General features: G+C 73.7%; 14 protein-coding genes. 11 read left to right on the top strand and 3 right to left on the bottom strand.

Annotated features, from left to right (window positions below; genetic code table 11):
• Window positions 1-308: 308 nt before the first annotated feature.
• From PSU4_RS24755 to PSU4_RS24770, 4 genes are all read left to right on the top strand, one after another.
• Window positions 309-1010: a GntR family transcriptional regulator gene (locus tag PSU4_RS24755; protein ID WP_147113195.1), complete on the top strand. Its 702-nt coding sequence runs from the start codon at window positions 309-311 to the stop codon at window positions 1008-1010.
• Between the two features lie 76 nt (window positions 1011-1086).
• Entirely contained in the window at window positions 1087-2538 is a 1452-nt protein-coding gene (locus PSU4_RS24760) for an FAD-binding oxidoreductase (RefSeq protein ID WP_147113197.1), read from the top strand.
• Between the two features lie 3 nt (window positions 2539-2541).
• Complete coding sequence (locus PSU4_RS24765; RefSeq protein ID WP_147113200.1) at window positions 2542-3717, top strand: FAD-binding oxidoreductase; 1176 nt, start codon at window positions 2542-2544, stop codon at window positions 3715-3717.
• The gene (locus PSU4_RS24770; RefSeq protein ID WP_147113202.1) at window positions 3714-5003 is read left to right on the top strand and encodes a (Fe-S)-binding protein; all 1290 of its coding nucleotides are present in this window, start codon (window positions 3714-3716) and stop codon (window positions 5001-5003) included. Before PSU4_RS24765 ends, PSU4_RS24770 begins: the two co-directional genes overlap by 4 nt.
• A 62-nt stretch (window positions 5004-5065) precedes the next feature.
• On the opposite strand, the gene PSU4_RS24775 is transcribed toward PSU4_RS24770, so the two are convergent.
• On the bottom strand, window positions 5066-6010 hold the full coding sequence (locus PSU4_RS24775; protein WP_147113205.1) for a thiamine-phosphate kinase: 945 nt from the start codon (window positions 6008-6010) through the stop codon (window positions 5066-5068).
• 142 nt (window positions 6011-6152) lie between these two features.
• Between PSU4_RS24775 and PSU4_RS24780 the strand changes: the two genes are divergently transcribed.
• Complete coding sequence (locus PSU4_RS24780) at window positions 6153-6389, top strand: Lrp/AsnC ligand binding domain-containing protein (RefSeq protein WP_147113207.1); 237 nt, start codon at window positions 6153-6155, stop codon at window positions 6387-6389.
• Between the two features lie 25 nt (window positions 6390-6414).
• Window positions 6415-6978 (top strand): DUF3515 domain-containing protein, encoded by a 564-nt coding sequence (locus PSU4_RS24785; RefSeq protein WP_147113209.1) that lies wholly within the window; start codon window positions 6415-6417, stop codon window positions 6976-6978.
• Window positions 6979-7095: 117 nt separating this feature from the next.
• Here the strand turns inward: PSU4_RS24785 and PSU4_RS24790 are convergent, their stop codons facing one another.
• Window positions 7096-8193 (bottom strand): D-alanine--D-alanine ligase family protein, encoded by a 1098-nt coding sequence (locus PSU4_RS24790; RefSeq protein WP_147113211.1) that lies wholly within the window; start codon window positions 8191-8193, stop codon window positions 7096-7098.
• Between the two features lie 88 nt (window positions 8194-8281).
• Entirely contained in the window at window positions 8282-9166 is an 885-nt protein-coding gene (locus tag PSU4_RS24795) for an isocitrate lyase/PEP mutase family protein (RefSeq protein ID WP_147113213.1), read from the bottom strand.
• A gap of 69 nt (window positions 9167-9235) precedes the next feature.
• Here PSU4_RS24795 and PSU4_RS24800 point away from each other — a divergent pair, with 69 nt between their 5' ends.
• The 5 genes from PSU4_RS24800 (at window position 9236) to PSU4_RS24820 (ending at window position 14261) form a co-directional block, all read left to right on the top strand.
• The gene (locus tag PSU4_RS24800) at window positions 9236-9850 is read left to right on the top strand and encodes an isochorismatase family protein (protein ID WP_147113215.1); all 615 of its coding nucleotides are present in this window, start codon (window positions 9236-9238) and stop codon (window positions 9848-9850) included.
• Window positions 9851-9909: 59 nt separating this feature from the next.
• A complete protein-coding gene (locus tag PSU4_RS24805; protein ID WP_147113217.1) occupies window positions 9910-10575 on the top strand; it encodes a pyridoxamine 5'-phosphate oxidase family protein in 666 nt (221 codons plus the stop codon).
• 141 nt (window positions 10576-10716) lie between these two features.
• Window positions 10717-12840 carry a prolyl oligopeptidase family serine peptidase gene (locus tag PSU4_RS24810; RefSeq protein ID WP_147113218.1) on the top strand — a complete coding sequence of 708 codons (2124 nt, stop codon included), beginning with the start codon at window positions 10717-10719 and terminating at the stop codon, window positions 12838-12840.
• Entirely contained in the window at window positions 12837-13853 is a 1017-nt protein-coding gene (locus PSU4_RS24815; protein WP_246115320.1) for a mechanosensitive ion channel family protein, read from the top strand. The genes PSU4_RS24810 and PSU4_RS24815 overlap by 4 nt, the downstream gene beginning before the upstream one ends.
• Before the next feature lie 27 nt (window positions 13854-13880).
• Window positions 13881-14261: a globin gene (locus PSU4_RS24820; protein ID WP_147113220.1), complete on the top strand. Its 381-nt coding sequence runs from the start codon at window positions 13881-13883 to the stop codon at window positions 14259-14261.
• Window position 14262: the final 1 nt, after the last annotated feature.

Genomic DNA, 14262 nt, shown 5'->3' on the forward strand with positions numbered 1-14262 from the left:
ATCGCGACTATCGCCACTCACGACCGCCCGGCGGATCGCGCCGCGTGGGGGCCCACACCCCGCGCGCAACCTCACGGTCGTGAATCGGCCTGCTGACAGCAGCCAGGTTGCGCGCCGTCGGTCGCGCGCAACCTGACGGTCCTCCGGAGGCGTCACGGCAGCGGTGAGGTTGCGCGCGAGGTTCGGGACCTGCGCGGTCAGCAGGGGCGCGGCGGCGCTCCACGGTCGACGGCGGTCATGACCCGCCGGGCACCCGAGCCGGTCGCGGTAGGGTCCGCGGCACCTCTGAGCGCGGGAGTGTGGTGGGCGTGGCGGTCGGCGCCGCAGCGAAGGATCCGGCGCCGCGGCGTGGCGGCGCGAAGGCGCGTGCGTTGGAGCACGTGAAGGACCGCATCCTGACCGGCGGCTTCCGCGGCGGCGACCTGATCAGCGAGGGCGAGGTCGCGGCGGCGCTGGGGATGTCGCGCACGCCGGTGCGGGAGGCGTTCCTGCGGCTGGAGGCGGAGGGGCTGCTGCGGCTGTACCCGCAGCGGGGTGCGCTGGTGGTGCCGGTGTCGCCGGAGGAGGTCCGGGCGGTGATGGAGGCGCGGCTGGTGATCGAGCAGTTCGCGGCCCGCTCGGTGTGCCGTGCCCCCGATCCGGCGCGCGCGAGCATCGTCGAGGCGCTGGACGTGCAGCTGGGCCGGCAGCGCGCGGCGGGCGACGACCTGCGCGGCTTCCTCGACGCCGACCGCGCGTTCCACACGGTGCTGGTGGATGCGGCAGGGAACCCGATCCTGGCCGACGTGTACTCGTCGTTGCGGGACAGACAGTTGCGGATGATCGGGGAGTCGGCGGTGCGGGATCCGCGGCGGACGGCGACGATCGTCGAGGAGCACACGCGGATCGCGGTGGCGGTCGGTGACGGTGACGTGGACGCGTTGCTCGACGCGGTGCGCGTGCATCTGTCGGGGACGGTGATGGCGCTGGGGCTGGCCGTCGACACCCCGGGTTTGCTCACAGCGGACTGATCTCACCTTGTTCGTGGCACACGACGCGGCTACGTTCGCACACGACTTGTATCTCAGTTGTGTACGAGGAGGGTGCATGGAGCACTCCGCACTCCGGGCCGAGTTCGTCGCGGCGATCGGGGCCGACGCGGTGCTCGACGACCCGGTGTCGTTGCGCTCCTACGAGTGCGACGGGCTGACCGGGTTCCGGGTGGTGCCCGAGTTCGTGCTGCTGCCCACCGACACCGCGCAGGTCGCGGCCGCAGTGGCGATCTGCGCGCGCCACACGGTGCCGTTCGTCGCCCGCGGCGCGGGGACGTGCCTGTCGGGCGGGTCGCTGCCCGTGGCCGAGGGCGTCGTCATCTCGCTGCAGAAGCTGCGCTCGGTCCTGGAGATCGACGTCGAGAACCGGCGGGCGGTCGTCCAGCCCGGGGTGACGAACCTCGACGTCAGCAAGGCCGTCGCCGAGTACGGGCTCTACTTCGCACCCGACCCGTCGAGCCAGCAGGTGTGCACGATCGGCGGGAACGTCGCCGAGAACTCCGGTGGGGCGCACTGCCTCAAGTACGGGTTCACCGTCCACCACATCCACGAGGTCCAGGTCGTCCTCCCAGACGGCGCCGTCACGACGCTCGGGGCGCCGTCGCCGCACCAGCCGGGCTACGACCTGCTGGGCGCGTTCGTCGGCTCCGAGGGCACGCTCGGGATCGTCACGCGGATCACCGTGAAGCTGCTGGCCACGCCGACGGCGGTGCGCACCCTGGTGGCCGACTTCCCCTCGGTCGAGCAAGCCGGCGACACCGTGACCGGGATGATCGCGTCGGGCATCGTGCCGGCGGCCGTCGAGATGATGGACGCGCTCGCGCTGGAGGCCGTCGAGGCGTCGGTGCAGGCGGGCTACTCCCTCGACACCGCGGCCGCGCTGCTCGTCGAGCTCGACGGCCCACCCGCCGAGGTGGCGACGCAGTTCGCCGAGATCGAACAGCTCTGCAAGGACAACGGCACCACCAAGCTGGTGATCGCGCCGACCCCGGAGGCGCGCGCGGCGATGTGGAAGGGGCGCAAGGCGGCGTTCGCGGCGGTCGGGCGGATCAGCCCGAACTACTTCGTGCAGGACGGTGTCGTCCCCCGCACCCGCCTCGCCGAGGCGCTGGTCCGCATCTCGGAGATGGCCGACGAGGCCGGTCTGCGGGTGGCCAACGTCTTCCACGCCGGCGACGGCAACCTGCACCCGCTCGTCCTCTACAGCGAGCAGGCCGGTGAGCACGACCGCGCCGAGCACCTGTCGACGGCGATCGCGGAGCTGTGCGTCGACCTCGGCGGCTCGCTGTCGGGTGAGCACGGCATCGGCACCGACAAGGCCTGCTCGATGCCGCGCCAGTACTCCGACGTCGACCTGGCGACGATGACGTTGCTGCGCAAGGCGTTCGACCCCGACGAGATCTGCAACCCGGGCAAGCTGCTGCCGACGCCCCGGCTCTGCGGCGACCGCCCCGGCCCCCATCGCGCCCACCCGCTGGAGGCGGCGGGCATCATCGAGCGGATCTGACGCATGCCCCCCACCACTTTCATGCCGACGACCGTCGAGGAGCTGCGCGACGCGGTCGCCGGTTCCGCGACCTCGCACCCGCGGCTGCTCGTCACCGCCGCGGGCACCGCCGCCACCACGGGTGGCCGGCCCGACCCGGCCGACGCGATCGTCGACACCAGTGCCTTGTCGGGCGTCCTCAACTGGACCCCGGCCGACATGACGGTCTCCGTCCGCGCGGGCACCCCGCTCGCCGACGTGCAGGCCGAGCTGGGCGAACACGGCCAGCACGTGGCCTTCGACGCCGCCCGGGTCCGCCGGGGCGCGACCGTCGGCGGCCTGCTCGCCAGCGGCGACGGCGGCCCGCTGCGCCAGCTGTACGGGACGCTGCGCGACCTCGTCATCGGCGTGACCGTCGTCCTGGGCGACGGGACCGTCGCGAAGGCGGGCGGGCACGTGATCAAGAACGTCGCCGGCTACGACCTGGCCAAGCTGTTCCACGGCTCGCTCGGCACGCTGGGCGTCGTCGCGGAGGTGGTGCTGCGGCTGCACCCGTTGCCGCGCACCACGGCCACGGTCGCCCTGCCCGCCGACGCGGCCGCCGCCGCCCGCCTTGGTGTGGAGCTGATCGCGTCGGGCACCGAGCCGGCCGCGCTGGAGTGGACCTCCGGCACCGGCCTGCTGGTCCGGATCGAGGGCACCCCCGACGGGGTGCACGAACGCGTCGACGCCGTCCTCGCGACGAACACCGGCGCCCTCGTCCTCGCCGGCGCCGACGAGGAGGCCGCCTGGACCGCGGTCGCCGCCGTCGCCGACCCGCACTCCGAGGGGGCGACTGTGCTGCGCGCCGGGACGCTCCCGTCGGACGGGCCGGGGTTCCTCGCCGCGCTCGGTGCGGCTGCCGACGCCGCGGGAGTCACGCTCACGAGCGGCAGCTCCGTCGGCGTCGGGGTGCACACCGTCGCGCTGGCCGGTGGACACCATGAACCGGTCCTCGCGGCCGCGCACGCCGCCGCCGGGTCGTCGGTGTCGGTGCTGCGCAGCGACGGCCTGGCCCCCGACACCCCGCTGTGGGGGCCGCCGCCGCCCGCGGTCGCGCTGATGCGCGCGGTCAAGGCGCGCTTCGACCCCGCCGACCGCTTCGGCGCCGGCCGCCTGTCCTCCTGGCTCGCACCCCTTCACGAAGGAGTCCCGGCGTGAGCACGTCCTACGACGCCCACCACCCGCCGCGCCGCGACGTCCTCGACGAATGCGTCCACTGCGGGTTCTGCCTGCCCACCTGCCCGACCTACGCCGTCACCGGGCTGGAGACCGAGTCGCCGCGCGGGCGCATCTACATGATGGATCTGGCCGCGCGCGGCGAGATCGGCGTCGACGAGGCGTTCGGCGAGCACATCGACTCCTGCCTCGGCTGCCTCGCGTGCGTGACGGCCTGCCCGTCGGGCGTGCAGTACGACAAGCTCATCGAGTCGGTGCGCCCGCAGGTCGAGCGCAACGTGCCCCGCACCCGCGCCGACACGCTGTTCCGCGGCCTGGTGTTCGCGCTGTTCCCGCACCCGGGCCGGCTCCGCGTCGCCGCGCTCGGCGGCATCGTCTACCAGCGCACCGGCCTGCGCGCGCTCGTGCACCGGCTCGGCCTGATCGACAGGCTGCCCGCCCGGCTGCGCGCGCTGGAGTCGCTGCTGCCGCCCGTCACCGTGCGGGCATTGTTCACCCGCACCCCCGAACGCACCCGCCCGTCGGGGCCGGTGCGGCTGCGCGTCGGGCTGCTCGCCGGGTGCGCGCAACGGGTGTTCTTCGGCGACGTCAACGCCGCCACCGTCCGCGTCCTCGCCGCCGAGGGCTGCGACGTGCTCGTCCCCCGCGACCGGCAGTGCTGCGGCGCGCTGTCGGTGCACGCCGGCCGTGAGGAGGAGGGCCTGGCCCGGGCGCGGGCGACGATCGAGATGTTCGAGCGGTACCGGCTCGACGTCGTCGTCGCGAACGTCGCGGGCTGCGGGTCGACGCTCAAGGAGTACGCCGACCTCCTCGCCGACGACCCGGCGTGGGCGGAGCGGGCGAAGGCGTTCAGCGCCAAGGTCCGCGACATCTCCGAGCTGCTCGCCGAGCTGACCCCGCGGGCGCCGCGGCACCCGATTTCGACGCGCGTCGCCTACCACGACGCCTGCCACCTCTCCAACGCCCAGAAGATCCGCTCGCAGCCTCGCGCGGTGCTGCGGTCGATCCCCGACCTGCAGCTGCACGACATCGCCGAGGCCGAGCTGTGCTGCGGCTCGGCAGGCATCTACAACCTCGTCGAGCCGGAGACGGCCGAGGAGCTGGGCAGGCGCAAGGCGAAGCACCTGGAGGCGGTGACCCCCGACGTCGTCGTCACGGCCAACGCGGGCTGTCTGCTGCAGATCCGCCGATTCCTCGACACCGGCATCCCGCTGCTGCACCCCGTCCAGCTGGTCGACGCGTCGATCCGCGGCGTCGACCCGCTGTGAACCCCTGTGAGCGGCAATAGTCGCTATGGCGACTATTGCCGCTCACAAAGCCTGACCAGGTGTTACGTCGCGAAGTGGTCCCAGCCGGCGGCGCCGTCCCGCACCGCGCCGTCGACCAGGACCACCGCGTCGCCGGCCGCCGCCCCGCCGATCACCGTCCAGTCCTCCGGGACCGCACCCGGCGGGAAGGTGGCGACGAGCGCGTGGTCCTCGCCGCCCGTCAGGAGCCAGCCCAGCGGGTCGACACCCAGCGCGGAGGCCACCTCGGCCAGCCGCGGCGGGACGACGAGCGCGGCCGTCGACACCTCGATCGTGACGCCCGAGGCCTCGGCGACGTGGGCGAGGTCGGCGAGCAGACCGTCGGAGACGTCGATCATCGACGTCGCGCCGGCCTGCGCGGCCTGCGGCCCGGCGGCGTAGGGCGGCTCGGGCACCCGGTGGGCGTTCACGACCGCGCCGGGTGAGCGGAAGCCGCGGTGCAGGACGTCGAGACCCGCTGCGGCCCAGCCGATACGCCCGCACAGCGCGACGACGTCACCGGGCTGCGCGCCCGCGCGCGTCACCGGGACCCGGCCCTGAAGCGAGCCCAGCGCGGTCACCGACAGCACGATCGCCGGCCCCGACGCCACGTCCCCGCCGACGACCCCCGCACCCGCCGACGCCGCCTCCGCCCACAGCCCCGCAGCCAGCCCCTCCAGCGTCTCGACGGGGGTGTCGCGCGGGCAGGCGAGCCCGACGAGCAGCGCCGTCGGCACCGCGCCCATGGCGGCGATGTCGGCCAGGTTGGCGGCGGCTGCCTTGCGCCCCACCTGGTCAGGAGCCGACCAGTCGAGCCGGAAGTGCACGCCCTCGACCAGGACGTCGGTGCAGGCGACGACCCGCCCGTCGGGCGCGGCGACGACCGCGGAGTCGTCGCCGGGGCCCAGCAGGGTGGTCGGGGGCTGCTCGCGGTCGGCGGTGACGCGCTTTATCAGCCCGAACTCGCCGACGTCGCCAAGTGTGTTCATCGCCTCGGTTCCCTCGGACGGGGAGGCCGACGATGTGGGCACCGCGGACACCTCCGGTACGGTTTGCCTTCCGACTTTCCTACCCGACACGACCTGTCGCGCCCTGCGCTGCCCCGCAGCGCGCACCCGAGAGGAGTACGCCGTGGTTCAGGCCTTCATCCTGGTCCAGACCGAGGTCGGCAAGGCCGCCGCCGTGGCGAGTGCCATCGCCGACATCGCCGGCGTCGTGTCGGCCGAGGACGTCACCGGCCCGTACGACGTGATCGTCCGCGCCGAGGCCGGCGACGTCGACGAGCTCGGCCAGCTGGTCGTGGCCAAGGTGCAGGGCGTCAACGGCATCACCCGAACGCTGACCTGCCCGGTCGTCAAGCTGGGCTGAGCACGTGGCGCAGCCCGGTGGACCTGTGCGGACGCGGCCCTCGGCCGCCGTCCTGGTCGCCATCGCGCTGCCGCTCGTGCTCGCGGTGACGGTCGCGGTGCTGTCGCTGGTCAACCGCAACGCCGCCGATCCGTCCGCACCGGATCCCGGCCCGCCCGACACCCGGCCGTTGGCCGCCGCGCCCGTCGACGCCCCCGACGCGTCCGGGCCGGCCTGCACCGCGCTGCTGGCGGCGCTGCCCGCGACGCTGCCGGGTGGCGACGCCGGCCTACCCACCCGTGCCCTCGCCGATCCGGCGCCGGCCGGGGTCCGGGCGTGGGCGGCGCCGTCGCGGCCGGTGGTCCTGCGGTGCGGGTTGCCGCGCCCGGCGGAGCTGACGCCGACGTCGGCGCTGGTCGTCGTCAACGGGGTGAGCTGGTTGCAGCTGCCCGACGACGTCCCGGACCCGGTGCAGTCGAGCTGGGTCGCGGTCGACCGCGGTACCTACATCGCGGTGACGACACCCGCGACCGTCGGCAGCGGGCCGTTGCAGGCGGTCTCTGACGCGATCACCGCGACGCTGCCTGCCGCGCCGATCGCCGTCCGCTAGGCCTACGCCGGAGAACCCCGCCGAGCGCGACACCAGACTGGTTCGATCATGGTCAGTGCCAGTCTCAGGTCGAACTCGGTGCACGGCGGCTCGGGCGCGCGACCCGGACGCGACGGTTCAGCGCAGGCCCGTGCCCCGCGCGAGCGCCGTCTCCACCAGCGTCGTCAGCAGGGTCGTGTAGTCGACGCCCGTCTCCGCCCACATCCGCGGGTACATCGAGATCGGGGTGAACCCGGGCATGGTGTTGACCTCGTTGACGATCGGGGCGCCGTCGTCGTCGACGAAGAAGTCGACACGGGCCAGGCCCTGGCAGTCCAGCGCGCGGAAGGCGTCGATCGCGGCGGTGCGCAGGCGTTCGGTGGTGTCGTCGTCGAGCTTGGCGGGGACGTCGAACTCGCAGGCGTCGTCGAGGTACTTGGCGTCGAAGTCGTAGAACTCGGCCGTCGACGACACGAGCCGGATCTCGGCGGGCAGGCTGGCGCGCAGGGTGCCGTCGGGGTGTTCGAGGACGCCGCACTCGATCTCGCGGCCGACGATCGCGGCCTCGACCAGCACCTTCGGGTCGTGCGACCGGGCCACCGCGACGGCCGCGTCGAGCTGGTCCCAGGAGGTGACGCGCGTGATGCCCACCGACGACCCGGCGCGGGCGGGCTTCACGAAGACCGGCAGGCCGAGGCGCTCCCTCTCGGCCTGGGACAGCGACGACACACCGGGCCGCAGGACGACGAGCGTCCCGACGTCGAGCCCCTCGGCCGCGAGGAGCTTCTTGGTGAACTCCTTGTCCATGCCGGCCGCGCTGGCCAGCACACCGGAGCCGACGTAGGGCAGCCCGGCCATCTCCAGCAGGCCCTGGACGGTGCCGTCCTCGCCGAACGGTCCGTGGAGGACGGGGAACACGACGTCGACGCCGGAGAAGACCTCACCGGCGCGGCCGGGGTCGAGGCGGACGAGGCCGCCCCGGGTGGGGTCGCCGGGCAGGGCGAGCGCGGCGCCGCGGGCGTCGACCTCGGGCAGGGTCCGGCCGTCGATGCGCAGCCGGGCGGGGTCGTCGGTGCCGAGGACCCAGGCGCCGTCGGGGGTGATGCCGACGGGCACCACGTCGAACCGGGTGCGGTCGAGGTGGGCGAGCACGCTGCCCGCCGACACGCACGAGATGGTGTGTTCGGAACTGCGGCCGCCGAACACCACCGCGACCCTGGTCCTGCCGTCAGTCATGGGTGACGAGGGTAGGGCCCCCCGCGCACGACCGACGTCACCGCCTCCGGCACGGACGGCCTCCTCGACGCCCCGGCGACCACCGGGCTCAGGCGTAGCGCTGCTCGTCCTCCCGCGCCTCGGGCAGCCCGATGAGGTCGGTGAACTCGTCGAAGGTCGGGAGGCCGGCGAGCGACGGGACGCCGTCGGCGCGGAGGCCGGCGAGCAGCGAGCGGACGGCCGTGGTCGTCGCCAGCAGCGTGCCGATCGGGTAGATCACCAGCGCGAACCCCAGCTCCCGCATGCGCGCCAGCGACATCGGCGGCGTCCGGCCGCCCTCGGCCCAGTTGAACAGCAGCGGCGCGGTGGACGCCAGCGCGCCCGCGACCTTCTCGATGCCGGCATCCGACGTCGGTGCCTCGACGAACAGCACGTCCGCCCCGGCCTCCCGGAACGCGTGGGCGCGCTCGATCGCGACGTCCACCCCGTCGACGGCGGCGACGTCGGTGCGGGCGACGATCACCGTCGACGGGTCGCGCCGCGCGTCGGTGGCCGCGCGGATCTTGCCGAGCATCTCCGGCAGCGGCACGACCTGCTTGCCGCTCATGTGCCCGCAACGTTTCGGCGTCACCTGGTCCTCGAGCTGGATGCCCGCGATGCCGGCCTGCTCGTAGACGCGCACGGTCCGCGCGACGTTGAGCGCGTTGCCGTAGCCGGTGTCGGCGTCGGCGATCACGGGGACGTCGACGGCGGCGGCGATGCGCCGGGCATTGTCGGCCATCTCGGTGCCGGTGAGCAGCCCGATGTCGGGGCGCCCGATCAGCGATGCCGACGTGCCGAACCCCGTCATGTAGACGACGTCGAACCCGGCCTGCCACACGAGCCGGGCGGTCAGCGCGTCGTAGGCACCGGGCGCGAGCACCGGCCCGGCCGTGGGCGCGGCGGCGAGCAGCGCGCGCAGCCGTCCTCCGGGCGTGGAATCGAAGTCGGTCATGTCTGCCCCCTCGGTCGCTCCCCCGAACGTACGTCGCGCTCCGGTCCCGTGCGATCTACCGTGCGGAGGATGACCGTCGGACCGCACGGCGGGCCCTTCACCGGCAGGCTGGGCTGGGGGTCGCGACCGGCGCTGCTCGTCGTCGACATGGTGCGCGCCTACACCGAACCGGACGGGCCGTTCGCGCTCCCGGAGCCCGGACCGGCGCTGACGGCGTGCGCGTCGCTGGTCGACGCCGCCCGCGAGTCCGGCCATCCCGTCGTCTGGACGGTGGTGCGCTACGCCCGTGACCTCGCCGACGCCGGCCTGTTCGTCCGCAAGGTCCCCGCGCTGGCGGTGTTCGCCGAGGGCGCGGCGGGTGGCTGGGGCGAGATCGCGCCGCCGCTGGCCCCGGCGCCGGAGGAGACGCTCGTCGTGAAGCAGTACGCGTCGGCGTTCCTCGGGACCTCGCTGGCGCCGCGGCTGGTGACGGCGGGGATCGACACGCTCGTCGTGTGCGGGGTGTCGACGTCGGGGTGCGTGCGCACCTCGGCGACCGACGCGCTGTCGGCCGGGTTCCGTCCGATGGTGGTGCGCGAGGCGTGCGCCGACCGGTCGGCCGGGCTGCACGAGTCCAACCTCGCCGACCTCGACGCCAAGTACGCCGACGTCGTGTCCCTCGACGAAGCGCTGACCCACCTGTGAGCGGCGATAGTCGCGATAACGACTATCGCCGCTCACAACCCTGCGGGCGGGCTGGCGACGTGAGCGCGCAACCCACCACACCGCTGTCCTCGACACCCCGCAGCTCCCTCGGCCGGCTCGCCGAGCGCGGCCGCACCGACCGCGCCGACCTCTACGACGTCCTCGACGCCGGGATCGTCTGCCACCTCGGGATCGTGCTCGACGGCGCACCCGTCGTCCTCCCGACCGGGTACGGGCGCGTCGACGACACCCTCTACCTGCACGGATCCACCGGCGCATCGACGCTGCGGGCCGCCGCGACCGGTATGCCGGTGTGCGTGACGGTCACCCACGTCGACGGCGTCGTCTACGCGCGCTCGGTGTTCCACTTCTCCATGAACTACCGCAGCGCCGTCGTCCACGGGACCGCGCGGCTGGTCACCGACGACCAGGAGCGTCTCGACGGGCTGCACGCGCTCGTGGAGAACCTGGCACCCGGGTCGTGGGCCCACGCACGGCAGCCGAACCGCAAGGAGCTGGCCGCCACGACCGTCCTCGCCCTCGACCTCGCCGAGGCCAGCGTGAAGGTGCGCACCGGCCCTCCCGGCGACGACGACGCCGACATCGCGGACCCCGCCTACTGGGCCGGGGTCCTGCCGGTGCGCACCGTGTTCGGCGAGGCCGAGCCCGCGCCCGACCTGATCCCCGGCACGCCCGCGACCCCGGACCACGTCACGGCGCGCTGACCGCCACCGCCTCGTCGCGTTCGACGTGGGAGTGCTCCCGGCGGCGTCCCGGGCAGCCTCCTGTCGAACCCGGCGGAGCCGGTCCCCGCTGCTCACGACGGGTGCCGAGGCGCCCAGGGCACTCCCGTAACCTCGACCCGCGTGAGCAGTGCGAACTCCCCCTATCCCCCCGCGGAGCGCCTCGACCTCGTCGACCACCTGCACGGCTACGACATCCCCGACCCGTACCGCTGGCTGGAGGACCCCGCCGACGCGCGGACCGTCGCCTGGTCGGTCGCGCAGGACGAGCTCACCGCCGCCCGGCTGACCGCCCTGCCGGGCCGCGACCGGCTCGCCGCACGCCTGCGCGGGCTCCTCGACGCGGGCTCGGTGTCGGCGCCGCTGTGGCGGGCCGGCCGCGCGTTCCTGGTGCGGCGCACGCCCGGGCAGGAGCACGCCGTCGTCCTCGTCCGCGAGCCGGGACCCGACGGCGGCGTCGTCGAACGCGTCCTGCTCGATCCGATGGTCCTCGACCCCGACGGCCTCACCACGCTCGACTCGTGGGTGCCCGACCTGGAGGGCCGTCGGCTCGCCTACCAGGTCTCACGCGGTGGCGACGAGAACTCGGTGCTGCACGTCATGGACGTCGCGACCGGGGAGCTCGTCGAGGAGCCCATCGACCGCTGCCGCTACGCCGACGTCGCGTGGCTGCCGGGCGGCGAGGAGCTGATCTTCGTCCGCAAGGTCGCCGACGACGAGGTGCCCGCGGGCGAGGAGAACCTGCACCGGCGCATCTGGCGCCACCGCATCGGCGCCGACACGTCGAAGGACGTGCTGATCGAGGGCCCCGGCCTCTACGAGGGCCACAACTACTACGGCGTGCGGGTGTCGCGCGACGGGCGCTGGCTCGTCGTCAGCGCCAACGTCGGGACCGCGCGTCGGGACAGCGTGTGGATCGCGTCGCTGGGTGAGTCCGTGGGAGAGCTCGTCCCGGTCCTCACCCAGTCCGACGACGTGCAGGCCGCAGCGTGGGTCGAACGCGACGGCCTGCTCTACGTGCTGACGACCGACGACGCCCCCCGCTGGCGGCTGTGCGTCACCGAGCCCGAGCGGCCGCAGCGCGAGCACTGGCGCGAGCTCGTCGCCGAGGACCCGGAGTCCGTCCTGGAGGGGGTGCGCCGCCTCGAACCCTCAGCGGGCAGCGCGGACGAGCCGCTGCTCGTGCTCGTCCGCGCCCGGCACGCGGTCACCGAGCTGGCCCTGCACGCCCTCGACGGCACCCCACGCGCGACCGTCCCGTTGCCGGGCACCGGGTCCGTCGCCGGGGTCACCGTCGCCGACCGCGACACCCCCGCCGAGCACGGCCGGCTCTGGCTTGGCTGGACCGACCTCGTCACCCCCTACCAGGTGCAGCGCTACGACCGGGCCACCGGCGAGACCGTGCTGGCCGAGGCCGCGCCCGGCGCCGTCGACGTCCCCGACGTGCACACCGAGCAGGTCGAGTTCACCTCCGCCGACGGCACGACCGTCCGCATGTTCGTCATCCGCCCCGCCACCGCACCCACCGGGCCGGTGCCCGCGCTGGTCACCGGGTACGGCGGGTTCGGCATCACCCGCGAACCCGCCTACACCCCGACCGCCCTGACGTGGGTCGAGGCCGGCGGCGTGTACGCGCTCGTGTCGCTGCGCGGCGGCGGCGAGGAGGGCGAGGCCTGGCACCTCGCCGGCAACCGCGCCCACAAACAGAACGTGTTCGACGACCTGCACTCCGCCTGCGAACGCCTCGTCGCCGACGGCGTCACCAGCCCGTCGCAGCTGGCGATCATGGGCGGCTCCAACGGCGGCCTGCTCGTCGGCGCCGCCCTCACCCAACGCCCCGACCTCTACCGGGCCGTCGTCTGCTCGGCGCCGCTGCTCGACATGGTCCGCTACGAGAACTTCTCCCTCGGCCGCACCTGGAACGACGAGTACGGCACCGCCGACGACGCGGTCGAGCTCGGCTGGCTGCTGTCCTACTCGCCGTACCACCACGTCCACACCGGCAGCACCTACCCGGCGGTGCTGTTCACCGTCTTCGAGTCCGACACCCGCGTCGACCCGCTGCACGCCCGCAAGATGTGCGCCGCCCTCCAGCACGCCACCGCGGGCGACCCCGGCACCCGGCCGGTGCTCATCCGTCGCGAGACCGACGTCGGCCACGCCGGCCGGTCCGTCTCGCGCACCGTCGCACTCTCCGTCGACCAGCTCGCGTTCCTCGCCGCCCACACCGGACTGGAGCTGACGTGACCGATCCCCTGCAGGGCCTGCTGCCCGACCAGCCCGTCTGCGCCGCCGAACCCGGCACCTGGTGCGCCCGCTTCTACGAGTGGACACACAGCGACTTCCTCGCCGAGTCGGCCAACGCCATCGTCTCCAAGACGTCCGCGATCGTCCTGATCATCGTCGTCGCGCTGCTGACGCGCTGGCTGCTGCACCGCGCCATCCGCCGGCTCATCGAGAACGCCGCCGACACCCGCGTCTCCCGGGCCATCGTGCGGCGCACCCCCAACCGGCTGCGCAACGGCTCCGTCGAAGCCGTCACCGCCCGCCGCTCCCAGCGGGCCAAGACCATCGGCTCGGTGCTGCGCTCGATCAGCTCGGCCGTCATCCTGCTGATCGCCGCGATCATGATCCTCGCCGAGTTCGGGGTGAACCTCGGCCCGATCCTCGCCTCCGCCGGCATCGTCGGCGTCGCCGTCGGCTTCGGCGCCCAGAACCTCGTCCGCGACTTCCTGTCCGGCATGTTCATGCTCCTCGAGGACCAGTACGGGGTGGGCGACGTCGTCGACGTCGGGGACGCCGTCGGCACCGTCGAGACCGTCGGGCTGCGCATCACGACGATCCGCGACATCAAGGGCACGCTCTGGTACGTCCGCAACGGCGAGATCGTCCGCGTCGGCAACATGACCCAGGGCTACGCCGTCGCCGTCGTCGACCTGCCGCTCGCGCACACCGTCGACACCGCGGAGGTGACCGAGCTCGTCACCCGCGTCGCCACCGAACGCCTCGCCGCCGACGACATCTCCGGCGACGTCCTCGAACCGGTCCAGGTGCTCGGCGTCGACAAGGTGACCGCCGAGGGCGTCACGTTGCGGCTCACCGCGAAGGTCAGCCCCGGACGGCAGTTCGTCGTGCAGCGCGCGCTCAACGCCGCCATCACCGACGCGCTCGACGAGGAGCACATCCCGCGCCCCGTCCTGTTCCCGTCGCCACTCGTCGACGGCAAGCCCGTGCTGCCACCGACCGGCGGCACGACCTGACCGTCCGTGACAAGGGATAGTGGTGACGTGAGCACCCCGCAGAACTTCTACGCCGAGGTCGGGCCCGACACGATCCGCACGATCGTCGCGCGCTTCTACGAGCAGGTGGCCGAGGACGAGATGCTGCGCGCGATGTACCCGGAGGAGGACCTCGGTCCCGCCGAGGTGCGTTTCCGGATGTTCCTCGAACAGTACTGGGGCGGCCCCCGCACCTACTCCGACCAGCGCGGTCACCCGCGGTTGCGGATGCGGCACGCACCGTTCCGGATCGGCCCGCTCCAGCGCGACGCCTGGCTGCGGTGCATGCGCGTCGCCGTCGACGAGTCGGACATGGACGAGGCGCACCGTGAGCAGTTCTGGGCCTACATCACATACGCGGCTGCGAGCATGGTCAACGCCGACTTCTGAG

This window comes from Pseudonocardia sulfidoxydans NBRC 16205, assembly GCF_007989085.1.
Lineage (GTDB): Bacteria > Actinomycetota > Actinomycetes > Mycobacteriales > Pseudonocardiaceae > Pseudonocardia > Pseudonocardia sulfidoxydans.

Excerpts from the sequence above, each read along its gene's own strand:
- PSU4_RS24790 (WP_147113211.1), bottom strand. The coding sequence starts at position 8,193 with ATGACTGACGGCAGGACCAGGGTCGCGGTGGTGTTCGGCGGCCGCAGT.
- PSU4_RS24760 (WP_147113197.1), top strand. The coding sequence starts at position 1,087 with ATGGAGCACTCCGCACTCCGGGCCGAGTTCGTCGCGGCGATCGGGGCC.
- PSU4_RS24800 (WP_147113215.1), top strand. The coding sequence starts at position 9,236 with ATGACCGTCGGACCGCACGGCGGGCCCTTCACCGGCAGGCTGGGCTGG.
- PSU4_RS24795 (WP_147113213.1), bottom strand. The coding sequence starts at position 9,166 with ATGACCGACTTCGATTCCACGCCCGGAGGACGGCTGCGCGCGCTGCTC.
- PSU4_RS24775 (WP_147113205.1), bottom strand. The coding sequence starts at position 6,010 with ATGAACACACTTGGCGACGTCGGCGAGTTCGGGCTGATAAAGCGCGTC.
- PSU4_RS24765 (WP_147113200.1), top strand. The coding sequence starts at position 2,542 with ATGCCCCCCACCACTTTCATGCCGACGACCGTCGAGGAGCTGCGCGAC.